Here is a 23,916-nt window from a genome sequence, read left to right on the forward strand (position 1 = left end):
CAGGGTGAGCGCCACGGTCAGCCGGCCTTGCCGGGGTGGACGGCGTCGGCGATCGCCTCGACGGTGGCGGCGTTCTCGACGCCCGCGATCGTGGTGGCCTCCGAGCCGATCCGTACGAAGTGGTTCTGCCGCACCGCCGTCAGGCCGCTGGTCGCCGGGTTGGCGCGCAGCCACCGCTCGGCCTCGTCGAACGCCTTGGCGTTCGCCGCCGCGCTGCCCCGGTCGCGCACGCCGAGCTGGATCCAGTCGGGGTCCTTCGCGACCACGTCCTCCCAGCCGACCTGCCGGAAGTCGCCGTCGCAGGAGGCGAAGACGTTGCGGGCGCCGGCCAGCGTGATCACGGCGTGGGCGATCTGCCGGTTGCACACGACGGTGGGCTGCTTGGTGCCGGCGTCGTAGTCGAAGAAGAAGTACGTCGGGCGGGCGCCGGGCGCGATGCCGCCGACCCGCTTCTGTACGGCGGCCACCGTCGCCCGCATCCCGGCGACGAGTTCCTTCGCCCTGGCGCCGGTGCCGGTGACCGCGCCGAGGGTGGTGATGTCGTCCTCGACGGCGGACAGGTCGGTCACCGGGGCCTCGCCGCGCGCCGCGCACGCGGTGGACTTGAGGAAGATGTGCTTGATCCCGGCCGCCTTGAACTCCTCCTCGGTCGGGGCGTCGCCCATCCCGCCGCCCATGCCGCTCATGGAGGCGAACGTGTCGATGTAGAGGTCGGCGCCGGAGCCGAGCAGCTTCTCCTTCGGGATGACGGTGTCGCCGAGCACCCTCACCTTCCGGGCCTGCGCGTCCAGGGCGGGCGGCAGGGCGCCCCTGCCGGGCGGGAAGCCGGTGCCGATCACCTTGTCGCCGGCGCCGAGCCGGAGCAGCAGCTCCAGCGCCGAGGCGTTGCTGGTGACGATCTTCCGCGGGGTGCCGGTGAAGGTGGTGGCGGCACCCCGGCAGTCGGTGACGGTCACCGGGTGACCGCCGGAGACGGTCCTCCCGGCGCTCGCGTCCGCCGTGTCCTTCCCCCCGCCGGCGCAGCCGGCCGCCAGCAGGCCGCCCAGTACGACGGCCGCCGCACCGCTCCCCACACGCGAACGCGAACGAGCACGCATCGAACAACTCCCGGAAATCCACTCGGTACGCGGGCGACCCCCGTCACCCGGTCCAGTAGTCGGGCGGAAGCCGCACCGAGTTCCCGGCGCACGGCACGGCTTCCGGCCCGTTCCCCGCCGCGCCGGCGGCTCAGGCGGCCGCCAGCGCGGCGGGCTCCGCCTCCGCGTCGGCCTCCAGCAGGCCGATCAGCGTCGCCCTGGCCCGCGCCACGCGCGAACGGACCGTGCCGATCGGGCAGTCGCTGACCTCGGCCGCCTCCGCGTAGGGCAGGCCGAGGAGCTGGGTGAGCACGAACGCCTCACGGCGGTCGTCCGGCAGCGACGCCAGCAGGTCCAGCAGGGCGACGCCGTCGTCGAAGCCGGGCAGGTCGCACGGCTGGGCCAGCTCGACGGCCAGCTGCCAGTCCGGTACGTCCGCCGGCCGGGGCCGGGCGGAGGCGTACCGGTAGCTGTCCACGACGGCCCGGCGGGCGATGGACAGCAGCCAGACGCGCGCCGACGAGCGGCCCTGGAACCGGTGCAGGCTGCCGAGCGCGCGCAGGAACGTGTCCTGCGCCAGGTCGTCCACAGCCTGGGGATCGGCGCACAGGTGCGCGACGTACCGCCGGACGTCGCGGTGCAGGGCGCGCACGAAGCGCTCGACGGCGTCCGCGTCACCGCCGCGGGCGGCCAGCGCCCACGCCGTGATCGCCTCGTCGGTGGACGGGGTCTTGTCGTCCTCGCTCGGTGCGCGGCGAGGGGTGGGCAGGGCAGGGGTCATCACCTGGTGTCCTTCTCGGGTCGACCTGATCCGGACCGCGGGCGCGCAAAGTCACGGGCACGAGGGCGCGCGAACGCACGCTGAGCGCAGGTGCCGGTGCGAACGCCCTGTACGGACGTGCGGGCGGTCCGGTGAAAGGGGAGACGGGGAGACGGCCCTACGGCGCCGGGTCCGGCGTGCGTGCCGGTGCGGGCGTATGGCCGTTGGCCCGAGGCGCGCTGGGGCGACCTCGGGATGCCGGCTGTCGTCAGGCGACAGCGGTCCCCAGGGGCGGGCCCCGAGAAGTGATCGCGTGGACGAGCAGCAGCAGCCGGGGCGCCCGGTCCGAACGCGGGCGACGCGGCGTCAGGCGCGGGCGGTGCGCGGTGACCGGCAGGGCCAGCAGCAGCCGCAGCGGCGCGGCCAGCCGTCCGGCGACGGCCCGCAGGATACGGAACGCCGCCCTCTCGCCGTACGCCAGCCACAGGCCGCACAGCAGGGCGGCGAGCAGGTGGGCGGCGAACATGCCGAAGGAGGAGGAGCCTGTCATGGAGTGACCCATGGCGCCCATGTCCATGCCGGGCACACCGGGCATACCGGTATGGCTCATGTGCAGGGGCGGCATGGACATCTGACTCATGTGCAGGGGGCTCATGGACGTCTGCCCCATGGCCATGTGGGCGGTGCCCGCGTGAACCATGGCCGCCATGTGGTCCATGCCCATGTGGCTCATGTGCGTCGAGCCCATGGGCACCGCTGTGCCTCCGGCCGCCGACTGGGCGAGTTCGAACGCCTCGTGCAGCAGCGCCTGGGTGGCGACGACGACGGCCACGATCGCGGGCAGGCCGCGTTCCCGTCCGGCCAGGCACCAGCCCGCGGCGGCGGTGCCGGCCGCGCCGCCGGCCAGGGCCCAGGCGGGCACGTCACGGCCGGACATCAGGACGTGGCCGAGGGCGGCGAGCAGCACACAGACGGCCGCGAACACCGCGGCCCGTACCGTGCGCGTACACCACCCAGCAGTCATCGCGTCTCATCCTCGCATCGCGGCGCCGGCCGTCCCGGGTATGTACGGAATCCGACCGCCGCCGGGGCGGTGCGTGGGTCGAAACCGGCCGACGGTCACGGGAGGCGCCCGCCCGGCCTGACGACCACGGCGACCGTCTCGATGGTGCCGCTCCGCTCGAAGCGCAGGGTGAAGGGCACGCGGTCGCCCAGCCGCCATTCCGCCCGGGCGGGCAGGGTCACGTCGACGCCGTGCGGCGACATCGACAGCGTGCCGCCGGCCGGCACGGTGGCCGTGTCCACCTCGGCCTTGGCGGCGGTCCCGGCCCCGGCGGCACGGTGCCGGCTGAGGGCCGGGGTGCCGTCGACGGCCGGTGAGGTGACCTGAACCAGTCGGTCGTCGGCGCCGCCCGGGTTGGCGAGGTCGAAGAAGGCGGCGGTCTGCGTGGTACCGCCGTACGGCAGGAAGACCCGGCCGGAGACGACGGCGACACGCGCCGGACTCCCCGCCCACCCGCCCCCGACCCAGCCGACCAGCCCACCGAGGGCGAGCACACAGGCCGCGAGGGGCGCGAACGCGGCACGCAGGGCATCGGCGACACGCCGACGGGTGGGCCACCGGACGCCCACGTGGCCCTGCCGGCCCGTGTCCGCGCGTCCGGGCCGCCCGTGGTGCGCGGGGTGCGGGCGCCCCGGCCGGGTTCCGCTCATCGGGTCGCCCTTCGCCGGCTGGGACCCGCGGTCCTTGTCCGGGTGGCGGGACGGGCACCCGTCCCCGCCCCGGCTGCCACCCCCGCAACCGCAGGCTGTTGGCCACCACCAGGACCGAGCTGACCGACATCGCTGCCGCCGCGAGCATCGGGTTCAGCAGGCCCACCATCGCCGGCGGCAGCGTCACCGCGTTGTAGCCGAAGGCCCACAGCAGGTTGACGCGGATCGTGCCCAGGGTGCGCCGGGCGAGTCGGACCGCGTCGGCCAGGGAGTCGATGTCGCCGCGCACCAGCGTCACGTCGGCCGCCCCGATGGCCACGTCGGTGCCGCCGCCCATGGCGATGCCGAGGTCGGCGCCGGCCAGTGCGGCGGCGTCGTTCACCCCGTCGCCGACGACCGCGACCCGGTGCCCGTCCGCCCTCAACTGCCGTACGAGCGCCGCCTTGTCCTCGGGGGCGCACCTGGCGTGCACCTCGTCGATGCCGAGGGCCGACGCGACGGCGCGCGCGGGCGCTTCCCGGTCGCCGGTGGCGAGCACGGGCCGTATGCCGAGGCGGCGCAGCCGGTCCACGGCGCGGTAGCTGCCCGGCCGTACCGTGTCCCCCACCTCGACGAGCGCCTCGGCCACCCCGTCCACCCGGACCAGGACCGGCGTGCGCGCGGCGTCCTCGGCACGGCGCAGGGCGTCCGTCAGCGCGGGCGGCAACGACCCGTCCGGGGCGAGGACTTCGACCAGACGGCCCGCCACCCGGCCGCGCACCCCGCGGCCCGGCAGCGCGGTGAAGTCGCGCACCGGCGGCAGCGGTTCGCGCCGGGCGTGTGCGGTGATCGCCCGTCCCAGCGGGTGTTCGGAGCCCTGCTCCACCGCCCCGGCCAGGCGCAGCACGGCGTCCGCGCCGAGCCCGCCGGGTACGGCGGTGACGCGGGCGACGCTCATGTGCCCGGAGGTGAGGGTGCCGGTCTTGTCGAGGACGACGGTGTCGACGTGCCGCAGCCCCTCCAGGGCCCGCGGGCCCGAGACGAGCACGCCGAGCCGGGCCCCCCGGCCGGTCGCCGCCATCAGCGCGGTCGGCGTGGCCAGGCCCAGCGCGCAGGGGCAGGCGACGACGAGCACGGCCACGCACGCGGTGACGGCCGCCTGCGCGTCGGCCCCCGCGCCGAGCCAGAAGCCGAGCGTGGTGACCGCGAGCGTCAGCACGACCGGAACGAAGACACCGGCGACCGTGTCGGCGAGCCGTTGCGCCCTCGCCTTGCCGGCCTGCGCCTCGCTCACCAGCCGCGCGATGCGGGCGAGCCGGGTGTCGGCGCCGACCGCCCTGGCCTCCACCAGCAGCAGCCCGCCCGCGTTGACGGCGCCCCCGGCCACGGCCGCACCCGGACCGACCTCGACCGGCTCGCTCTCACCGGTGACCAGGGACAGGTCCACGGCGGAACTCCCCTCCCGCACCACGCCGTCGGTCGCCACCCGCTCCCCCGGCCGTACGACGAAGACCTGCCCGACCCGCAACTCCTCGACGGGTATGAGCCGTTCCACGCCGTCCCCGTCCCGCACCGCGACCTCCTTGACGGCGAGCCGGGCGAGCGAGCGCAGCGCCGCCCCGGTGCTGTGCCGGGCCCGCGCTTCCAGCAGCCGTCCGGCCAGCACGAACAGCGGGACGCCGACGGCCGCTTCGAGGAAGAGATGCGCGGTGCCGTCGGAGGCCGAGGGCAGCAGGGCGAACGGCATCCGCATGCCCGGCGCACCGGCACCGCCGAGGAACAGCGCGTACGCCGACCAGGAGAAGGAAGCCACCACGCCCAGCGACACCAGCGTGTCCATGGTCGCCGCCGCATGCCGCAGCCCCCGCATCGCCCGGGTGTGGAAGGGCCACGCGCTCCACACGGCGACGGGCGCGGCGAGCACGAAGCACAGCCACTGCCAATGCCGGAACTGCGCCGCGGGCACCATCGACAGCACGAGCACCGGCACCGCGAGCAGCGCGGTGACCAGAAGTCGCCGCCGTTCGGCCCGGGCGGACCCGGCCGCGTCGGCGTCGTCGCGCGCGGGCCGGCCGACCGGCTGCGGCAGGGCGGCCGTGTAGCCGGCGCTTTCGACGGCGGCGACGAGGTCGGCCGGGCTGATCTGCGGCGGATGGCTCACCCGGGCCCGGCCGGTGGCCAGGTTGACGGTCGCGGTGACCCCGTCGAGCCGGCCGAGCTTCTTCTCGACCCGTTTCACACAGGCCGCGCAGGTCATGCCGCCGACGGTCAGGTCGGTCGTCACCGGCGCGACGAGCGGTTCGACGGCCATCAGTGGCCCTCCCCGTGCATGTCGCCCATGTCGTCCCCACCGTGCGTGCCACCCATGTCATCGGTGTCGTCCGCATCGCCGTCACCCCGCTGGTGGCCGGTCGAGCCGCCGTGCATCCCGGGCGCCACCGGTCCGACGGCGGAGCCGACGGCGTAGGACACCGTGAAGACCAGGGCGAGGAGCAGCAGGAAGCCGAACAGGGCGGGCGGGGGCGCCGACCTGCGCCGGGGCTCGTCCATCAACCACGCCTCCTGATCACGTCGTACGACTGGGGCGCGGTAGGAGTCGGGGCGGGGGCGGGGCGAGTTCCGGAGGGCGCTCGTGGCGTCTGTCACACCATTCAGATATCTGAACAAAAATCATGGACACGTCCATTGACGTGTCCACGGCACCATCTTACGTTCCTGAAAGCGCTTGCTGAGCCGCAGACAGTTCATTCATCTGACCCGCCCACCCTCTCCGACAACCCTTGGAGGCGACCGCATGCATCTCAGACCCCTCCTCGCCACCACCGGCCTGCTGGCCGGTACGTTGATCGCACTGTCCGGCGCCTCCGCCGAGGCCGCCTCCGCGCGGTACGAGGCCGAGGCGTCCCCGGCGGTGTGCACCGGCACGATCGACTCCGACTGGAGCGGCTACTCCGGCAGCGGTTTCTGCAACGGCACCAACGCGACCGGTGCGTACGCCCAGTTCACCGTGAACGCCGCGAGCGCGGGCCAGGCGACGCTGAGCATCCGGTTCGCCAACGGGACGACCTCCGCCCGGCCCGCCTCGCTGATCGTCAACGGCACCACCGTGCAGACGCCGTCCTTCGAGGCCACGGGCGCCTGGTCGACCTGGGTCACCAAGACGGTGACCGTGCCGCTCGCCGCGGGCGGCAACACCGTCCGGCTGTCCCCGACCACCTCCGGCGGCCTGCCCAACCTCGACTACCTGGACGTCACCACCACCGACTCCACCCCGCAGCCGACCGGCCCGGTGCTGTACGTGGCGCCGAACGGCACCGACGGCGCCGCCGGGACGCAGTCCGCGCCCACCACGCTGCCCTCGGCGATCAGCCGCATCACACCGGGCGGCACGATCTACCTGCGCGGCGGGACGTACAGCTACTCCTCGACGGTCACCATCCCGCAGGGCACCGGCGGCACGGCGTCCGCCCGCACCACACTCTCCGCCTACCCGGGCGAGACGCCGGTGCTGAACTTCTCCGCGCAGACGGAGGACCCCGCCAACCGCGGGCTCCAGCTGTTCGGTTCGTACTGGCGCCTGTACGGCCTGGTCGTCGAGCACGCCGGGGACAACGGCATCTACGTCGGCGGCAGTCACAACGTCGTCGAGCGCACGGTGACCCGCTTCAACCGTGACACCGGGCTGCAGCTCGGCCGGATCGCGTCCAGCACGCCCAGGGACCAGTGGCCGTCGGACAACCTGATCCTGAGCGCCGAGTCGCACGACAACGCCGACTCCGACGGCGAGGACGCCGACGGCTTCGCCGCGAAGCTGACCACCGGCACCGGCAACGTCTTCCGCTACGCCGTCTCCCACAACAACATCGACGACGGCTGGGATCTGTACACCAAGACCGACACCGGCGCCATCGGCCCGGTGACCATCGAGTACTCGCTGTCGTACGGCAACGGCACGCTCTCGGACGGCACCGTCAACTCCAACGGCGACCGCAACGGCTACAAGCTCGGCGGCGACGACATCGCGGTCGACCACGTGGTGCGGCACAGCATCGCCTACAAGAACGGCAAGCACGGGTTCACGTACAACTCCAACCCGGGCTCGATGAGCGTCGCCGGCAACGTCGGCGTCGACAACGCCCAGCGCAACTTCTCCTGGGACGCGGGGACGTCGGTGTTCCGCGACAACACCTCGTGCCGCTTCACCGTCAGCGGCTCCAACGACAAGACCGTCGGCGACGCGGACGCCTCCAACCAGTTCTGGTCCGGCACCAACGGCTCCCGCTGCGCCTCCTACAGCGGCGCCCTCGGCTGGTCCTTCGCCACGGACGGCCACCTGGTGGTGACCTTCGGGGGCAAGGTGGTGACGCCGTAGCCGATTCGCCCCGGGAGGCGGGCCCGCGACGCGCCGGCCCGCCCCCTGCGGCATCGGTCGACGGCGAGCCCCGGCCCGCCCCGCGCGGCGTCAGTCCACGGCCAGCCGGTCGGCGAGGCCGGCCTCGGCGAAGGCCTTGACGACGTCCTCGCGGCCCTCCGTGAAGTGGGTCCAGCTGTCGCAGTGAACCGGGACCACCCGGCGGGCGCCGAGGAGGCGGGCGGCCTCGGCGGCACCGGCGCCGTCCAGGACGAGCAGCGCCCCGTCGAAGAGGCCGGTGCGGGGGGCGCCCGCGAACAGCACCGCGGTGTCGACGGGCCCGAACCGGTCGGCGATTTCCCGGACCGCGTCCAGGGACGCGTTGTCGCCGCTGACGTAGACCGTGGGCAGACCCTCGCCCGTGAGCACGAAGCCGACGACCTGGCCGCTGACGGGCTCGACCCGCTCCTTGGTGCCGGGCCCGTGCACGGCGGGTACGCCGGTCACGGTCACGGTGCCGCCGCCGGGCCGCTCCAGCTCGACCGACTCCCAGTCCGCGAGCCCGGTGGCCCGCGCGCCGAGCCGCTCGGCGCCGCCCGGGGTGGTGAGCGTGAGCGGCACCTCGGCCAGCAGGGCGCGGCCGGAGCGGTCGAGGTTGTCGGGGTGCTCGTCGTGCGAGAGCAGGACGACGTCGACGCGGCCGAGGGCGTCCGGAGTGGTGCGGGACGGGGCGGTCTTGGTCAGGGAGCGGCCGCCGCCGATCGGGTAGTCGCCGGGGGCGTCGAAGGTCGGGTCGGTGAGGAAGCGCAGGCCGCCGTACTCGATGAGGGCGGTGGGGCCGCCGTAGGTGTGCACGGGGAGCTCGGAAGAGGACACGTCGAAGCACCTCACAGAAGGTTGTCACGGATGACCCGATGCCTATCCGTGAGAAGGACGGTAGCCCTTTCTCACGGATGGGCGCAAGCCGTACCATGAGAAGCATGACGGAGACCGTGCCCGCCGAACCGCTGGAACCCGCCGCCCCGCCCGCGCCCGGCGCCGAGCAGTACCCGGCGCTCGACCTCGCCAACAGCGCCATCGACCTGCCCGGCGGACACACCCTCGACCTGCTCCGCAGCCCGGCGGACGCCAACCGCTGGCTGGCCGAGCGCGGCCTCGCCCCGGCCGACGCCGGCCTGCGCGAGGTCTGCGCGGCCCAGCTGCGCTCCCTGCGCGAACAGATCCGGGCGCTGATCGCCTCCCGCGTCGACGGCCACCCGGCGCCCGCCGGCGCGCTGGCCGCCGTCAACGAGGCGATGACCAGGGCGCCGGCGACCGCCCCGCTGCACTGGGACGCCACCCACGGCCTGCACCGGGCCGCCACCCACCCCACCACCCGGATCCTCGAACACGCCCTGGCGACCCTGGCCGCCGACGCCGCCGACCTGCTCACCGGCCCCGACGCCGGCCGCCTCACCGCCTGCGGCTCACCCCCGTGCAGCCGCTACCTGCTGCGGCACGGCCGCCGCCAGTGGTGCTCCACCCGCTGCGGCGACCGCGCCCGCGCCGCCCGCGCCTACGCCCGCCGCACTGGACGGGACGCCTGAACTCCCGTGCGCACAGGGCGCCGAAAGCCGCCGTCTGCCATAATTGCCGGTCTGCTGAAGTGACTTCGGCCGGGTGGGTGGTCGCTCGGTGAACTGGGGGGCGCCTGAGCGATGGGCACGTCACGGGCACTCCTGATCGCGGTGCCGCTGGGGCTGGAGTTCGTCCGCGAGGACACGGCGGCCATCCGGGAGGCGCTGCTGTCCTCCGGCTGGGCGGACGGTGACGTGACCGTGCTCGACACGCTGGAGCAGACCTCGCGGACACAGATCTTCGCGGCCCTCCACGACTTCTTCGCCCGGTGCGCCGACGACGACTTCGTCCTGGTGTACTTCTCCGGTCACGGCGTACGCCTCGACGGTGTCGACCACCTGGTCCCGGCCGACGCCACGCCCGCCGCCGCCTACCAGAGCCTCGTACCGCTGCTGCCCGACCAGCTGCTGGCGACCCTGACCAGCCGGGCCACCGTGATGCTGTGCGTCGACGCCTGCCGGGACGACGCGGGCGCCGACGTGCTCCCTCCCCCCACACCGCCGGCCCCGTCCCGCACCCGCGAGAACGTCGTCCTCGTCCACGCGTGCGCGGCGGGCGAGCAGGCGATGGGCACCGCGGCGGGCAGCTTCCTCGGCCGGGCCCTCGCCGAAGCGCTGGCCGCCGACTCGCCACCGCGCACCGTCGCCGAGGTCATCGCCCACGTCCGACGCCGCACCCGGGAGATCGCCGACGACAACGGCTGCTCGCGCCGCCACTGGGTGCAGGACCGCTGGCTCGCCGGCCCCGGCGAGAGCGTGGCGGCCGAGCACGCCGGACGGGAGATCTGCCGCACCGGCCCGGGTGTGCAGGAGTGGACCCGGGCCATGCACGGGTCGGAGCTCTGGCACCGGATCGACACCGGCCAGGACGTGAACACGGGCCGGCTCAAGGACGCCCTGAGCGCCCTGATCGACAAGGTGCTCGCCGTCCGCCGCGCCGCCGGCCGCCCCGGCAAGGCCGGCGCCGACCCCTGGGAGAACCCCCGCTACCCGGAGCGGGTCCTCACCCAGCTGGACCGCCTGGTCCCGGTGGGCGAGGGCACGCTCAGCCCGCTGGAGGCCGTGACGCTGCTGGCGACGCCCTTCGTGCGGGAGGCCGCGGTGGCGTGCGGGCGCCGGGCACTGGCGGAGCTGTATCCGCCCCACGGGCCGCTGGATCCGGACACTCCCCCGGCCGGTGCCCAGGGCATCAAGGACCATCTGCGGCAGGACATGGCCGACGTCCGCAAGGCGTACGGGCAGATCGACACCAGGCGCCGCAGGCTCGCCGCCTCGGGCTGCACGGACGCCGCCGTGGCCGCCGAGCAGTGGCTGCGGCACCGGCTCCTCGCCGACTGGGACCAGCTGTGGGAGCAGCTGACCGACCCGGCCGGTGCCGGCCGGCCGCTGGGCGCCCTGGACAGCCTCGCGCAGGTGGCGGAGCTGCTCACGGATGCCGCCGGGCGGGCGGCGGGCCTGGGCTCGCGGCCGTCCCCGACGAGCCGGGAACGGCTGCGCTCGGCGGTGCTCCAGGTGGTCACGCAGATGCGGGGCCGGCCCGGGGACACCGCCCCCGACGGCAGGAAGTGGAAGACCACGCTGGCCCAGGGCCTGGGCATCGGCGGCACCAAGTGGTGGCGGCCCCGCCAGCTCGCCGGCCTGCTGCACCTGGCGGAACTGCTCGCCGTCGACCCCCGGCTGCTGGACGGCATCGTCGTCGACCACCTCGGCGTCGAGCACCACGAGACCAGACCCGCGGACGTGGTGGCGCAGGTCGCCGCCGGCGAGTTCCGCCCCGTGGACGGCCCGCACCGCCCCACGGCGTCCCGCGACACGACGCCGGGCGGGCGCACCGACTGGACCCTGGAGGCCGACTGCGGCACCGCCGCCCTCCATCTCGCCCTGGAACGGCAGGCCGAAGCGGCCGCGAGCACCGCGCGCAGCCTCTGGCAGGCCCTTCCCGAGGCGGACCTGTTCGCACGGCTGCCCAAGCACATCAACACCGACGCCCTGGAGCCCGGGCAGGAGGAGGCCTACGAGGCGCCACCGCCCCGCTTCCAGCTGGCCGAGGACGGCGTCAAGTCCGTCATCATGGGCACCCAGCTCTACGGCGACCACACGCTCGCCGTCCGCGAGCTCTACCAGAACGCCCTGGACGCCTGCCGCCGGCGCCACGCCCGCCAGCAGTACGCCGCCCGCACGGGCGAGATCCGCGACACCGACGTCAAGCAACTGGCCGACTACACCGTCCGGTTCGTCCTCGACCGCGACGAGACCGACGGGCGGGTGTACATCGAGTGCGCGGACGACGGCATCGGCATGACCGCGGAGGAGCTGCGCGACCTGTTCGCCCGCGCCGGCCGGCGCTACGAGCAGTCCCCCACCCGGGTCCGTGAACTGCGCCGCTGGCGCCGCGTGGGCGTCGAGCCCGAGCTGAACAGCCGCTTCGGCATCGGCGTCTTCAGCTACTTCATGCTCGCCGAGAGCATCCGGGTCACCACCCGGCCCACCAACGCCAACGGCCGCGGCACCGACGGGCCCGGCCATCGCGTGGACGTCGTCGCGGACTCCGGGCTGATGCACATCACCCGCAGCGACGAGGAGCGGGCCGGCACCAGTGTGCGGCTCTATCTGCGGCCGGAGTACAGCGCGAACCCGCCGTCGCTGATCGGCATCCTGCGGGAGAACGTGTGGCACAGCGACGTCGCGGTCGCCGTCACGGACCGGCTGGACGGGTCGTGGCCCGACGTGCTGCCGCCCAACACGCTGCGGGTACCTGTCGCGGTGTCCCCGACGGCCGTCTCGCCGAACGTCTGGTGGGTCCCGGGCGAGGGCGCCTGCCTGGTGGACGGCATCTTCGTCCGAGGCGCGGCGCGTCCGCACGGCTACGTCGTCAACCTCCGGCGCCGGCACCGTCCCGTGCTCAGCGCCGACCGGAACCGGCTCGAAAAGTTCGACCGGGAGCTGGCCTACCGGGACCTGGCGGACGCGGCGGGCGACCTGACGCAGTGGGACCAGGTTCCACTGGAGTGGCTGTGGAAGCTGACGGAGGACAGACGCCTGTCGGACATCGTGCTCGACCGCTTGCTGGCCTGCGGGGCAAAGGTCAGCATCACCAAGTGGTACGACAGTTCCTTCGTGCCGCGGCACGATGTCCCGCTGCGCACGGTCGGCTGCGTTCCCCTCGACAACAGCCAGACAGCCCTGGACTATCACGATGACGAACACCGCGGCGGCGGACTGAAACTGTTCAGCGAGTGGCGGGCACAGCTGGTGGGCCTCCCCCAGCGCCAGGTCAGGACGGAATCCTCCATCGTCGGCCTTCCCAAGGGGTTTCCCCGGCCTCACTTCCTGGACGCACAAGTCTTCCGCGTCTCATCCCACCTGGCGTACTGGGACCCGGCGGAGGCGGCGCTGCGGGCGGCAGCCGACGGCCAGGACCTGCGCACCGTGCTGCGAGTGCTGCGGCGTTACGCCGTGGCCGGGATCGCCGTACCGCAGGCGCGGGACGTCCGGCGGCTCGGCGAGGTGCCGTGCGGCGAACCGCTGATGGACTTGTACGAGGCGTACCGGCACGAGCCCGTGTCACCAGGGTTCATGGAGGAGGTGGCCGAGGGGGCGGTACACGCCCCGCTGCTGAGGGTCGCCGGCCGCTACCACCTGACGATCGGCCAGGTCACGGAGCTGGTACGGCAGCTGAGGATCTTCGACACGTCGATTCCGGAACCGCCGGACGCCGGGGAGCTCGCCTCCTGCACGCCGGGGCCAAAGGACGTGCTGCTCCTCGGCGGTGACCGGGCCACCGGACGCAGACCGGCCCTCCCGGCCCGGGTTACACCGGCGGTCGCCGCCTTCCTGGCCGCACGCTGCGACCTGTCCGTCTCCGAGATCGCGGCGGTCGCACGGCGTTACGAACGGTACGGCTACGAGGTCACCGGAGACTTCGACACCGACCCGCTCTCGCCGGCCGAGGAGGCCGTTCTCCGCCTGCCGCACACCCGAAGCGGGGTTCCCCAGCTGATCCACCAGCCGTTCGGGCTGCTCAGACTGGTGCGCCTCTCGGCCCACCGCCGCGACCCGGACGTGGGCCGGACGGCCGACTCGGCGCGAGCCGTGACCGTCCGGCTGGGTCTGGGCGACGTGGCGCCCGGCCCCCTGGCGTCGGTCGAGGCACCTGACTGGTGGGCCTCACTGGGCTCGGAGGACCTGCCCGAAGGCGAGCGGCTCGGTGTCTGGGCGGTGCTGCGCGCCCTGGCCCGCCACCCGGAGCCGGCGTCCGTCGAGGACGAGGTCGAGGCCGTCGCCGCCCTGGCCGCGGCCGGCGTGGTGGACGCGCGTGCGGCCGACGCCGTCAGGACCTGGTGGAGCACCCCGTGGGAGGAACGGCCGGCACTGCTGCCGCAGACCAACTGGGCCATGCAGTCGCAGACGGGCGGTCTGTGGAGTTTCTCCGCCGCACCCCCCGACACGGCCGACGTCGTCGACGGCGCCTTCCTGCTCGCTCTCGCCATCGACCAGCGCAGCACGCTGGGGGCGGTGGCCGACGCGGTGCGCGCGGAGGCGGAGCCGTACGGGATCGACGTCGTCGAGGTGCCCGAGGAGGCGCGTGGGCTGCGCCCCGACCTCACGGAGTTCGAAGCGCTCTGCGACCGCATGAAGATCCGGTGGCGGGCCGAGATCACCCACCGGCAGATCATCCGTTACGCGGAACAGCGCGGCGGGGACCTCCCCACCGCCACGGCCAGGCTGCGCCTCTACCAGGGGATCGGCGCACCCGAGGTGCCGCGCAAGCCGGCCGGGACCTCGACCGACGGCCCCCGTGCACAGCGGCGGCTCCCGTCCCCACCGGACGACCCGGCGTGCCGCCGGCTGCTGACGTACGAACCCCTCAGCGACGGCATCCTCACCCCCCTCGCCCTCACCGTCACCGCCGTCCGCCTGGAGCGCACCCTGCACGCGACCTACCAGGCGCTCGCCCCGTACGCGGACTACGGGCTGGAACTCGCCTGCCCCGGGCCCCCCGACGACGAGCACGAGCCCGACTGGCGGGACGTCGTCCTGCTCAGCGAGCACCTGACCGGCGCCGAGCCGGGGCTGAAAGGCGAGGTGACGGACGATCACATCCAGCTCGCGGCCGAGGAGACGGAGCTCACCGTGGACGAGGTGCGCCGCCGCCTCGTCCACTACGCCCCGCTGTTCGGCCTCCACCTGGCCGCACAGGAGAGGAACGCGCATGCCCGATCATGACGACGCCGTGACGTACCGGGTGCGGCAGGTGGCCGCGCCGGGCGACCTGGACTGGCACAGGGACGACGCCGGCATCCTGGTGTTCACGGGCACCTGCCCCGTCTGCCACGGACCCAGCGAGCTTCCCCTGCTCGACGTGGCGCCCGGCACCGTCCCGAAGCCGTGGGGCGGCGGGAAGCAGCGGGACAGCGGGGAGCGGCGGATGCACTGCGAGTGCCCGATCACCCATCCGCGCAACCCCGAGGAGTTCGAGGGCTGCGGTGCCTGGTGGCCGGTGAAGGTTCCCGCTCCGGGGCCGGGGACGCCCTGATGGCGCCCGCCGCCCGGCCGTCGTCCCGGGCGCTGCACCTGGCCGCCCGGCAGCGGCTGTACGACATGCTGCAGTCGCAGCTGGACATCGCCCGCCACCAGGCGGAGGGCTGGCGCAACTTCCTGGCCACGGCGACGGCGCTGCTGTCGGCGGTGCTGGTGCTGAAGGGCCGCGAGAACGTGGCGGAGCTGACGCCCGGCTACCGGCTGAGCGTCGTGCTGGTGATGTCGTTCGGGCTGGTGGCCCTGCTGACGTCGGCCTTCGCCGCCGCGTCGGCGGCCCACGGGCGGCCGGGCGACACCCTGCACGCCGCCGACGGCGCCCAGCTGCTGATGTGGGAGCGGACCGAGACCGTCCGCGTCGGCACCCTGATCAACCGGGCCCGCTGGCTGGCCGTGGCCGGTGTCCTGGCCACGGCCGCGGGGGTCATGCTGACCTGGACGGCCCCGGCGGGGGACAAGCCCGGCGCGTTCGTCACCGTGACGACCCGGGACGGGAAGGTCTGCGGGGAACTGGTCGAACTCGACGGCACGGGCGTCACCGTGAAGGTGAAGTCCGGCGGGACGAAGTCCTCCGACAAGGGGGACGCGCTGCGCAGGCTCGCCTGGGGTTCCCAGGCCGTGAGCGCGAGCCCGGCCGGCGGCTGCTGAGGCCGCCGCTCAGCCCGGCGGGGACGCCCTCCTCGTCAGCCCCGCCGCGGCGAACCGCCGTCGCGTCATCCCGGTCCGCTCGTAGACCGCGATCGCCGGTGCGTTGTCCTCGTCCACCATCAGCGCCGCGCGCCCCCGGTGGCGTACGAGGGCGGCCGTCACGAAGCGCGAGACGGCGGACGCCAGACCGCGCCCGCGCGCCCGCGGGTCGGTGACGACGCCGGCCAGGAAGCCGCAGCCGGGCGCCGACCAGGCGTCCGCCGCGACCGCGAGCAGCCGACCCGCCTCGTCGTGGGCGCCGGCCCAGCGGTGCACGCCGGGGCGGCCGGGCTGGGCGTAGGAGCCGGGGAAGTGGCGGTCGAAGAGGGCGCACGCCTCCCGCTGCCCGGCGGAGTCCAGCCAGCGGACGGCCTGCGTCGGCCGGTCGGGGACGCGTGAGGTCTCCATCCAGCAGAACGGCGGCCCCGCCTCCAGCCCCGGGATCGCGCGGGCCAGCGCCGCGATCAGCGCCGCGTCCCCGAACGGCCGGTAGGCGGGCCCGGCCTCCCGCAGCGCCTGCCGCACGAGGGGCAGCGCGTCGTCGGCCGGGCCGGCCACCGCGATGCGGTCCCGCCCGGACAGCGCCGGGGACGCCACGGCGACCGCCGCGCCGGCCCGGTACACCCGCACCCCGGGCCCGGGCCGCCCGTCCGGCCGGGCCTGCACCGCCCAGACGACGTGCGCCTCGTCCCCCACCGCCCGGACGACGTGTCTCTCGTCCCCCGCAGCCCGGACGGCGTGCCCCTGCTCCCCCGCCGTCCGGACGACGTGTCCCTGCTCCCCCGCCGTCCGGACGGCGTGTCCCTGGTCCCCCGCCGTCCGGACGGCGTGTCCCTGGTCCCCCGCCGTCCGGACGACGTGTCTCTCGTCCCCCGTCGCCGCCTCAGCCACCGTCCTCCTCGCGCCGCGCCGGCGCCCCCGCCACCGTGAAGCCGATCACCGAGCCGCCGCCCTCCCGGTGCTGTGCGAACGGCGCTCCCCCGTGGGCCAGGGCGACCTCCCGCACGATGGACAGGCCGAGGCCGGAGCCGGGCAGGGAGCGGGCGTCGGCGGCACGGTAGAAGCGGTCGAAGACGCGCAGCAGGTCGGCGTCGGCGACGCCCGGCCCCCGGTCGAGGACCTCGACGCGGACCGTGCCGGGGCGGGCCGGACCGGCGACGTTGATCTCGATGGGCGCGGTGCCGTCGCGGTCGAACTTGGTGGCGTTCTCCACCAGGTTGGACACCGCCCGCTGGAGCATCCCGGACCGCCCGTACGTCGAGGTGTCACCGCTCGCGCGCAGCACGATCTCGCGCCCGGTGCGGCGCCGGGCCAGCCCCGCCACGTCCTCGGCGATGTCGGCGAGGTCGACCCGCTGCGGCGGCTCGCTGTCGGACTGGCCGGCGGCGAGGTCGACCAGCTCGTTGACCAGGTCGGTCAGCTCGCGGGCCTCCTGCCCGAGGTCGGCGACCAGTTCCTCACGCGAGGTGGGCGGCAGTTCGTCGATCCGCTTGAGCAGGGAGATGTTCGTGCGCAGGGAGGTCAGCGGGGTGCGCAGTTCGTGGCCCGCGTCCTGGACCAGGCGGCGCTGGTCCTCCTCGGACTGGGCGAGCCGGCCCAGCATGCGGTCGAAGGCGCGGCCGAGGCGGCCGACCTCGTCGTAGCCGGTGACGGGCACCTGGATGCCGAGCCGGCGGGTGCGGGCGACGTCCTCGGCGGCGGCGGTCAGGACGATCAGCCGCCGGGTGATGCGCCGGGCCAGCCACCAGCCGAACAGACCGGCCGCGACCACGACCGCCGCCATCAGGATCAGCGTGCGCTGCTGCAGCGCCCGCAGCAGGTCCTCGGTGTCGCTGAACTCCTGCGCCACCTGGACCGCGCCGCGCTTCCCGCCGAGCGAGACGGTGGCGACGCGGTAGACGTCGCTGCCGACGTCGACGTCCTTGTGCAGCACCATGCGTCCGGCGGTGCCGGCGGCCGCCACCGTCCGGTCGGCCTCGGCGACCGGCAGGGCCGGGCTGCCGCTGTCGGCGACCGCACCGTCCGCGCCGAGCACCTGCACATTGGTGCGGGCCGGGCGCACCACGTCGTGGCCGGGCGCGGAGGAGGAGAAGTCCTCCGGGGACATCCGGTGCAGACGCACCTCGTCCCGCACGTCCTGCACGACCTCGTCGAACACCGACTGCTGGTCCACGCGTACCAGCCGGGCGGCGGCGTTGTAGGACAGGATGCCGACCAGGACGGTCACGGCGGCGGTGACGGCCGCGAAGGACACGGCGAAAGTGGTGCGCAGGGACACCAGACCGGGCCGCCGCCCGGACACCAGGCGGCGCAGGCGCCCGCGTGGCATGTCAGTCCTCCCGCAGCACGTAACCCACGCCGCGCACCGTGTGGATCAGCTGCGGGGCGCCGGGCTCGTCGAGCTTGCGGCGCAGGTAGCCGACGTACACGGCGAGGTTCTTGGAGCCGGGGCCGAAGTCGTAGCCCCAGATCCGGTCGTAGATCGTGGAGTGGTCGAGCACGATGCCCGCGTTGCGCACGAGCAGTTCCAGCAGTTCGAACTCGGTGCGGGTGAGCTCCAGCTCGCGTTCGCCGCGCCAGGCGCGGCGGGCCTGCGGGTCCATGCGGATACCCGCGGCCTCGACACTCCGGTCGAGGTACCGGTCGCCGCCCCGGTCGGACGGCTCCGGCTCCTCGCGGGCGGGGGCGGGAGCGGGGGCGTCGGGGCTGGTGCGGCGCAGCAGGGCGCGCAGCCGGGCGAAGACCTCCTCGACGTCGAACGGCTTGACCACGTAGTCGTCGGCGCCCGCGTCCAGCCCGGCGATCCGGTCGGCGGTCTCCACCAGCGCGGTCAGCATCAGGATCGGCGTGCGGTCGCCCTCGGCGCGCAGCACCCGGCAGACCTGGAGGCCGTCGATGCCGGGCATCATCACGTCCAGGACGAGGACGTCCGGCGGCGACTTGTGGGCCTGCGCGAGCGCCTCCACGCCGTCGGCGACCGCGGTCACCCGGTAGCCCTCCAGGGTCAGGGCGCGTTCCAGGGCGTGGCGGATGGCACGGTCGTCTTCGGCGAGGAGCACTGTCTGGGGCACCCGACCAGTCTGCCAAGGCCGTGGCCGGTGCGGCCGGGCGAGCGGTGCGACGATCACCCTTCTTACTCGGATCTCACCGTCACCGCACCGCCCGGCCGCGGCCCCGTCTCACCCCGTGGGCCGCAGCGCGGCCAGCCGTTCCTCGAAGGGGACGACGTCGAAGGCGTCCCGCTGGGCCGGCGGCCGGGCCGTCGACAGTCCGGCCGTGAGCGCGGCCAGCTCACCCGCCGCCCGTTCGATCCGCTCCGGCAGCCCTTCCGCGCCCCAGTCCTCGGAGGCGGCATAGACGCCGGTCGGGACGACGACGGCCCGCAGGTAGGCGAACAGAGGCCGCAGGGCGTGGTCCAGCACCAGGGAGTGCCGGGCGGTGCCGCCGGTCGCGGCGATCAGCACCGGCTTGCCCGCGAGCGCGTCCTTGTCGTGCGCGCCGAGCGCGTCGAAGAAGGACTTGAACAGTCCGCTGTACGACGCGGAGAACACCGGTGTGACGACGATCAGCCCGTCCGCGCCGGTCACCGCGTCGAACGCGGAGGACAGCTCCTTGCCGGGGAAGCCGCTGGTGAAGGTGTGCGCGATCTCCACGGCGAGGTCGCGCAGCTCGATCACGCGTACCTCGGCGCCGGTGCGCTCGGCGGTCGCGGCGGCCAGCCGGTCGCCGAGCAGCCGGGTGGAGGAGGGCACGCTCAGCCCCGCGGACACGACGACGAGCTTCATACGGTGGCCTCCTTCTCGTTCGGCGCGGTGGCCTGCTCACGGGCGGTGGCGAGCAGCGAGGCGTGGGTGGGCGCCTCGGGCACGTCGGCCGGGCGGCCGACGGCGAACTCCTTGCGGAGCACCGGCACGACCTCCTCGCCGAGCATGTCGATCTGCTCCAGCACGGTCTTCAGCGGCAGTCCGGCGTGGTCCATCAGGAACAGCTGGCGCTGGTAGTCGCCGGCGTAACCGCGGAAGGACAGGGTCTTCTCGATGACCTGCTGCGGGGAGCCGACGGTCAGCGGGGTGTCCCGGGTGAAGTCCTCCAGGGAGGGCCCGTGGCCGTAGACCGGGGCGTTGTCGAAGTAGGGGCGGAACTCGCGCACCGCGTCCTGGGAGTTCTTCCGCATGAACACCTGGCCGCCGAGGCCGACGATGGCCTGCTCGGGGGTGCCGTGGCCGTAGTGGGCGTAGCGGTTGCGGTACAGCTCGATCATCCGCTTGGTGTGGTCGGCCGGCCAGAAGATGTTGTTGTGGAAGAAGCCGTCGCCGTAGTAGGCGGCCTGCTCGGCGATCTCCGGGGAGCGGATGGAGCCGTGCCAGACGAACGGCGCCACGCCGTCCAGGGGCCGCGGGGTGGAGGTGAAGCCCTGCAGCGGGCTGCGGAACTTGCCTTCCCAGTTCACCACGTCCTCGCGCCACAGGCGGTGCAGCAGGGCGTAGTTCTCGATGGCGAGGTTGATGCCCTGCCGGATGTCCTGGCCGAACCAGGGGTACACCGGCCCGGTGTTGCCGCGGCCCATCATCAGGTCCACGCGCCCGTCGGCCAGGTGCTGGAGCATCGCGAAGTCCTCGGCGATCTTCACCGGGTCGTTGGTGGTGATCAGCGTGGTGGACGTGGAGAGGATCAGCCGCTCCGTCTGCGCGGCGATGTAGCCGAGCATGGTGGTGGGGGACGACGGCACGAACGGCGGGTTGTGGTGCTCACCGGTGGCGAACACGTCGAGCCCGGCCTCCTCGGCCTTCAGCGCGATGGCGACCATGGCCTTGATGCGCTCGCGCTCCGTCGGCGTCCGGCCCGTGGTCGGGTCCGGCGTGACGTCGCCCACGCTGAAGATCCCGAACTGCATGGTCGCTCACCCTCCAAGTAGTTGATTGTTGAACTATACCCCCCAACCGGGCCCCCGTCCCCGTTATTCCGATTGACCTCGGCGACACCTCACCCTCATATTTATCTGCGTGACACAGATACTGCATCACGCAGACCAACCCGCCCCGCCCCTCCCGGCCCGCACCCGCTGGGCCGTCCTCGCCGTCGTGCTCGCCGCCGACGTCCTCGATCTGCTCGACGCGACGATCACCAACATCGCCGCCCCCACCATCACCGCCGACCTCGGCGGCGGACCCGCCCTCGTGAAGTGGCTCGGCGCCGCCTACGCCCTCGCGCTCGGCGTGCTGCTCGTCCCCGGCGGCCGGCTCGGCGACCGGTACGGCCGCCGCCGCACCTTCCTCATCGGCCTCGCCGGGTTCGTCACCGCCTCGCTGGCCTGCGGACTCGCCCCCACCCCGGCCGCCCTCGTCGCCGCCCGGCTCGTCCAGGGCGCCTTCGGGGCCCTGCTCATCCCCCAGGGCTTCGGCATCCTCGGCGCGACCTGGCCGCGCGAGGAGATCGGCAAGGCGTTCAGCCTGTTCGGCCCGGTCATGGGCCTGTCCGCCGTCGGCGGCCCGGTCCTGGCCGCCTTTCTCGTGGACGCCGACCTCGCCGGCCTCGGCTGGCGCCCCATGTTCCTGATCAACCTGCTCCTCGGCGGCGCCGCCCTGCTCGCCGCCCACCGCCTGCTCCCCCGCGACCCCGGCAGCCCCGGCACGGTCGTCGACACCACAGGCGCCCTGCTGCTCGCCGGGGCCATGCTCGGCCTGCTCGGCTCACTCATCGACGGCTCCGACCACGGCTGGACCGGCCGCCCGCTCGCCCTGCTCCTCGCCGGGCTCGCCCTGTCCGCCGGCTTCGCCCGCCGCCAGGCCACCGCACCCGAACCGCTGATCCGCCCCAGCCTGCTGCGCCACCGCGGCTTCACCTCGGGCCTGCTGCTCGGCGTCGTCGCCTTCGCCGCCGTCGCCGGCCTGCTCTACGCCCTCTCCCTCCACCTCCAGCGCGGCCTCGGCCGCACCCCCACCGGCACCGCGCTCACCCTGATCCCACTGTGCGCCGGGATCGTCGTCGCCTCCATCGCCTGCCACCGGCTCCTGGCGGCCCACGGCCGGCGGCTCGTCGTCACCGGCCTGCTGCTGCTCCTCGCCGGCTGCGGCTGCCTGCCGGCCGTCCTCTCCCACGGCGGCCACAGCGGCTGGGCGCTGACCCCGCCGCTGCTGCTCATCGGCCTCGGCATGGGCACCTGCTTCGGCACCGTCTACGACGTCACCATCGGCGACATCGCACCCGAGGAGGCCGGCAGCGCGAGCGGCTCGCTCAACGCCGTGCAGCAACTGGCCAACGCCGTCGGCGCGGCGGCCGTGACCACGGTGTACTTCGCCGCCGTACCCGACGGCGGTGAGGGCCACGCCCTGACCGTCACCCTCACCGTGGTCGCCGTCTGCCTCGCCGCCTGCCTGCCCCTGGCCCGCCTCCTGCCGCGCAGGGCGCCCGAGGGCCACGGGCACTGAGCCCGCACCCCTACGGCACCAGCACCAGGCGCCCGCGCACCCCGCCCTCCGCGAGCCGGGCGTGCGCCTTGGCCGCGTCGTCCAGCGCGAACGTCTCGGCCACCCGCGTGGTCAGCACCCCCTCGTCCACCAGCCGCACCAGCTCCGCCAGCCGCGCCCCGTCGGCGCTCACCTCGACCGCCGCGGTGCGCACCCCGCGCACGGAGGCGGGCTGGGCCTGCGGAATCACCCCCGCGTACGCGCCGCCGTCGCGCACCCACGCCAGCGCCGTCTCACCGAGGACCGCCGCGTCCAGCACCGCGTCGAAGGCACCCGCCTCGGCCGTGGTGACGTGCGCGGCCCCCAGCGACCGCACCAGTTCCTCGTCCCCCTCGCGGGCCAGCCCCGTCACCGCCACGCCCCGGTGCGCGGCCAGCTGCACGGCGTACCCGCCGACCGCCCCGGCCGCCCCCGTCACCAGCAGCGACCGACCCGGCGTCAACTCCAGCAGATCCAGGGCCTGTACGGCGGTCAGCGCGTTCAGCGGCAGCGTCGCCGCGTGCACCGCGTCGACCGTGGCCGGCGCCTTGGCCACCGCGTCCGTGTCGACGACGACGTACTCGGCGTGCGCACCGAGCGGCGCGACCATGCCGTAGTCCAGCGCCACCACCTCGTCGCCGACGTTCCAGGCCGTGGCGACACCGGTCGCGTCGACGGTCCCGGCGATGTCCCAGCCCAGCCCGACCTGCTTGCCGGCGCCGCCGAACGCCCCGGAGCGCACGCCCGCGTCGACCGGGTTCAGCGCGGAGGCGGCGACCCTGATCCGCACCTGCCGCGCGGCCGGCTCGGGCAGCTCCACGTCCACGATCTCCACGGCCTCGGGTCCGCCGAAGGTCCTCACGACTGCAGCACGCATCACAACTCTCCCTGTTCGTCAGGTACTTGTGTCACTTCCCTTGCGGTGGAAACAACCCTAGGTAGAGTTACTATCCATCGGGAAGTACTTACCTGGAGGTGCCTACCGCACCCGGAGGAGAGCCATGGCCACCACCACCGCAGCCCAGCGCCGGGAACAGGCCCGTATCGAGTACGACGCCTTTCTCCGGGACTGCCCCACCAACCAGCTCCTCGGCCGGCTCAGCGACAAGTGGGTCAGCCTGGTCGTCGCCGCCCTCTCCACCGGCCCCATGCGCTACAGCGACCTCAGCCGCAGGATCGCCGGCGTCAGCCCCAAGATGCTCACCCAGACCCTGCGCACCCTCGAACGCGACGGCATCCTCACCCGCGCCGTCACCCCGTCCGTGCCGGTCCGCGTCGACTACGCCCTCACCCCGCTCGGCAACAGCCTCGCCGCCCTGCTCACGGCGGTGAAGGACTGGGCGGAGACCCACTTCGACGAGGTGCACACGGCCCGCGAACGCTACGACGCGGAGAACGCGGTTACACGGCGGTGACGGTTCCCGTATCGATCAAGGTCATGTGATCGGCAGACTTGAGGCATCGCACAGCGCAGGGCCGAACCGGGGGGCCGGACGGAGGACCGCGCGAGGCGACCTCCTTGCCTTCACCGCTCTTGTCGTCCCTGGGGGGATCACCATGTCCGCTGCGCGCTCGCGCCACCGCGTCGTACTCCGCACCGCCGTCGCCACCGCCGCGCTCGCCGGCGCCCTGCTCACGCCGGCCGCGGCCTTCGCCACCGACGGCCAGGGCGGGACCACCGCGCACTGCACGGCGACGACGACCATCCCCTCCGCGTTCGGCGGCTGGACGGTCGACCTCACCAACAGCC

The 23,916-nt window shown here is 74.2% G+C and carries 20 protein-coding genes and 1 pseudogene; 8 read left to right on the forward strand and 13 right to left on the reverse strand.

The features are described 5' to 3' along the window. Window positions 1-17 precede the first annotated feature (17 nt). The 6 genes and pseudogenes from C3489_RS05400 to C3489_RS05425 all read right to left on the reverse strand — a co-directional run bounded on the left by C3489_RS05400 (window position 18) and on the right by C3489_RS05425 (window position 6,078). Window positions 18-1,097, reverse strand: a complete 1,080-nt coding sequence (locus C3489_RS05400) for an ABC transporter substrate-binding protein (protein ID WP_181139501.1) — start codon at window positions 1,095-1,097, stop codon at window positions 18-20. 130 nt (window positions 1,098-1,227) lie between these two features. Then, entirely contained in the window at window positions 1,228-1,860 is a 633-nt protein-coding gene (locus C3489_RS05405) for a sigma-70 family RNA polymerase sigma factor (RefSeq protein WP_258054566.1), read from the reverse strand. Window positions 1,861-2,104: 244 nt separating this feature from the next. Continuing rightward, window positions 2,105-2,860: a hypothetical protein gene (locus C3489_RS05410; RefSeq protein WP_103780400.1), complete on the reverse strand. Its 756-nt coding sequence runs from the start codon at window positions 2,858-2,860 to the stop codon at window positions 2,105-2,107. Between the two features lie 95 nt (window positions 2,861-2,955). Next, on the reverse strand, window positions 2,956-3,549 hold the full coding sequence (locus C3489_RS05415) for a copper chaperone PCu(A)C (RefSeq protein ID WP_103780462.1): 594 nt from the start codon (window positions 3,547-3,549) through the stop codon (window positions 2,956-2,958). Window positions 3,550-3,607: 58 nt separating this feature from the next. Then, window positions 3,608-5,839 (reverse strand): annotated as a pseudogene (locus C3489_RS05420) (heavy metal translocating P-type ATPase); the annotation flags it as partial. Continuing rightward, window positions 5,839-6,078 (reverse strand): hypothetical protein, encoded by a 240-nt coding sequence (locus tag C3489_RS05425; RefSeq protein WP_103780402.1) that lies wholly within the window; start codon window positions 6,076-6,078, stop codon window positions 5,839-5,841. The pseudogene C3489_RS05420 and the gene C3489_RS05425, both read right to left, overlap by 1 nt. Window positions 6,079-6,322: 244 nt before the next feature. Here C3489_RS05425 and C3489_RS05430 point away from each other — a divergent pair, with 244 nt between their 5' ends. Further along, complete coding sequence (locus C3489_RS05430; RefSeq protein ID WP_103780404.1) at window positions 6,323-7,900, forward strand: carbohydrate-binding protein; 1,578 nt, start codon at window positions 6,323-6,325, stop codon at window positions 7,898-7,900. A gap of 90 nt (window positions 7,901-7,990) precedes the next feature. Here the strand turns inward: C3489_RS05430 and C3489_RS05435 are convergent, their stop codons facing one another. After that, a complete protein-coding gene (locus tag C3489_RS05435) occupies window positions 7,991-8,755 on the reverse strand; it encodes an MBL fold metallo-hydrolase (protein WP_103780406.1) in 765 nt (254 codons plus the stop codon). Between the two features lie 95 nt (window positions 8,756-8,850). On the opposite strand from C3489_RS05435, the gene C3489_RS05440 reads away from it, so the two are divergent. The 4 genes from C3489_RS05440 (at window position 8,851) to C3489_RS05455 (ending at window position 15,681) form a co-directional block, all read left to right on the forward strand. Further along, window positions 8,851-9,465: an ABATE domain-containing protein gene (locus tag C3489_RS05440; RefSeq protein WP_103780408.1), complete on the forward strand. Its 615-nt coding sequence runs from the start codon at window positions 8,851-8,853 to the stop codon at window positions 9,463-9,465. Window positions 9,466-9,576: 111 nt separating this feature from the next. Beyond that, complete coding sequence (locus tag C3489_RS05445; protein ID WP_103780410.1) at window positions 9,577-14,721, forward strand: caspase family protein; 5,145 nt, start codon at window positions 9,577-9,579, stop codon at window positions 14,719-14,721. Then, a complete protein-coding gene (locus tag C3489_RS05450; RefSeq protein ID WP_103780412.1) occupies window positions 14,708-15,031 on the forward strand; it encodes a hypothetical protein in 324 nt (107 codons plus the stop codon). The genes C3489_RS05445 and C3489_RS05450 overlap by 14 nt, the downstream gene beginning before the upstream one ends. Next, on the forward strand, window positions 15,031-15,681 hold the full coding sequence (locus C3489_RS05455; RefSeq protein WP_146075278.1) for a hypothetical protein: 651 nt from the start codon (window positions 15,031-15,033) through the stop codon (window positions 15,679-15,681). Before C3489_RS05450 ends, C3489_RS05455 begins: the two co-directional genes overlap by 1 nt. A 9-nt stretch (window positions 15,682-15,690) precedes the next feature. Here C3489_RS05455 and C3489_RS05460 read toward each other — a convergent pair whose 3' ends face one another. From C3489_RS05460 to C3489_RS05480, 5 genes are all read right to left on the reverse strand, one after another. Further along, window positions 15,691-16,416, reverse strand: coding sequence for a GNAT family N-acetyltransferase (locus C3489_RS05460; RefSeq protein WP_103780415.1), 726 nt, complete (start codon window positions 16,414-16,416; stop codon window positions 15,691-15,693). Between the two features lie 187 nt (window positions 16,417-16,603). Then, window positions 16,604-18,049: a HAMP domain-containing sensor histidine kinase gene (locus C3489_RS05465; protein WP_103780417.1), complete on the reverse strand. Its 1,446-nt coding sequence runs from the start codon at window positions 18,047-18,049 to the stop codon at window positions 16,604-16,606. Between the two features lies 1 nt (window position 18,050). After that, window positions 18,051-18,791, reverse strand: coding sequence for a response regulator transcription factor (locus C3489_RS05470; RefSeq protein ID WP_103780419.1), 741 nt, complete (start codon window positions 18,789-18,791; stop codon window positions 18,051-18,053). 108 nt (window positions 18,792-18,899) lie between these two features. Further along, entirely contained in the window at window positions 18,900-19,505 is a 606-nt protein-coding gene (locus tag C3489_RS05475) for an FMN reductase (protein WP_103780421.1), read from the reverse strand. Further along, complete coding sequence (locus C3489_RS05480) at window positions 19,502-20,614, reverse strand: LLM class flavin-dependent oxidoreductase (RefSeq protein ID WP_103780423.1); 1,113 nt, start codon at window positions 20,612-20,614, stop codon at window positions 19,502-19,504. Before C3489_RS05480 ends, C3489_RS05475 begins: the two co-directional genes overlap by 4 nt. 109 nt (window positions 20,615-20,723) lie before the next feature. On the opposite strand from C3489_RS05480, the gene C3489_RS05485 reads away from it, so the two are divergent. After that, window positions 20,724-22,148 carry an MFS transporter gene (locus C3489_RS05485; RefSeq protein WP_103780425.1) on the forward strand — a complete coding sequence of 475 codons (1,425 nt, stop codon included), beginning with the start codon at window positions 20,724-20,726 and terminating at the stop codon, window positions 22,146-22,148. A gap of 10 nt (window positions 22,149-22,158) precedes the next feature. On the opposite strand, the gene C3489_RS05490 is transcribed toward C3489_RS05485, so the two are convergent. Continuing rightward, window positions 22,159-23,043, reverse strand: coding sequence for an NADP-dependent oxidoreductase (locus tag C3489_RS05490; protein ID WP_103780427.1), 885 nt, complete (start codon window positions 23,041-23,043; stop codon window positions 22,159-22,161). 124 nt (window positions 23,044-23,167) lie between these two features. Between C3489_RS05490 and C3489_RS05495 the strand changes: the two genes are divergently transcribed. Both C3489_RS05495 and C3489_RS05500 read left to right on the forward strand, forming a co-directional pair. After that, entirely contained in the window at window positions 23,168-23,581 is a 414-nt protein-coding gene (locus C3489_RS05495; protein ID WP_103780429.1) for a helix-turn-helix domain-containing protein, read from the forward strand. A 142-nt stretch (window positions 23,582-23,723) separates the two neighbouring features. Beyond that, window positions 23,724-23,916: hypothetical protein (locus tag C3489_RS05500; RefSeq protein ID WP_146075279.1), on the forward strand; the 193-nt coding region annotated here is incomplete at its 3' end.

The organism is Streptomyces sp. Ru71 (assembly GCF_002920535.1).
GTDB lineage: Bacteria > Actinomycetota > Actinomycetes > Streptomycetales > Streptomycetaceae > Streptomyces.

Coding starts and splice junctions, on each gene's coding strand:
- C3489_RS05440 (WP_103780408.1), top strand. CDS start 8,851: ATGAGAAGCATGACGGAGACCGTGCCCGCCGAACCGCTGGAACCCGCC.
- C3489_RS05455 (WP_146075278.1), top strand. CDS start 15,031: ATGGCGCCCGCCGCCCGGCCGTCGTCCCGGGCGCTGCACCTGGCCGCC.
- C3489_RS05425 (WP_103780402.1), bottom strand. CDS start 6,078: ATGGACGAGCCCCGGCGCAGGTCGGCGCCCCCGCCCGCCCTGTTCGGC.
- C3489_RS05495 (WP_103780429.1), top strand. CDS start 23,168: ATGGCCACCACCACCGCAGCCCAGCGCCGGGAACAGGCCCGTATCGAG.
- C3489_RS05415 (WP_103780462.1), bottom strand. CDS start 3,549: ATGAGCGGAACCCGGCCGGGGCGCCCGCACCCCGCGCACCACGGGCGG.
- C3489_RS05490 (WP_103780427.1), bottom strand. CDS start 23,043: ATGCGTGCTGCAGTCGTGAGGACCTTCGGCGGACCCGAGGCCGTGGAG.
- C3489_RS05445 (WP_103780410.1), top strand. CDS start 9,577: ATGGGCACGTCACGGGCACTCCTGATCGCGGTGCCGCTGGGGCTGGAG.
- C3489_RS05475 (WP_103780421.1), bottom strand. CDS start 19,505: ATGAAGCTCGTCGTCGTGTCCGCGGGGCTGAGCGTGCCCTCCTCCACC.
- C3489_RS05410 (WP_103780400.1), bottom strand. CDS start 2,860: ATGACTGCTGGGTGGTGTACGCGCACGGTACGGGCCGCGGTGTTCGCG.
- C3489_RS05465 (WP_103780417.1), bottom strand. CDS start 18,049: ATGCCACGCGGGCGCCTGCGCCGCCTGGTGTCCGGGCGGCGGCCCGGT.
- C3489_RS05400 (WP_181139501.1), bottom strand. CDS start 1,097: ATGCGTGCTCGTTCGCGTTCGCGTGTGGGGAGCGGTGCGGCGGCCGTC.
- C3489_RS05450 (WP_103780412.1), top strand. CDS start 14,708: ATGCCCGATCATGACGACGCCGTGACGTACCGGGTGCGGCAGGTGGCC.
- C3489_RS05480 (WP_103780423.1), bottom strand. CDS start 20,614: ATGCAGTTCGGGATCTTCAGCGTGGGCGACGTCACGCCGGACCCGACC.
- C3489_RS05430 (WP_103780404.1), top strand. CDS start 6,323: ATGCATCTCAGACCCCTCCTCGCCACCACCGGCCTGCTGGCCGGTACG.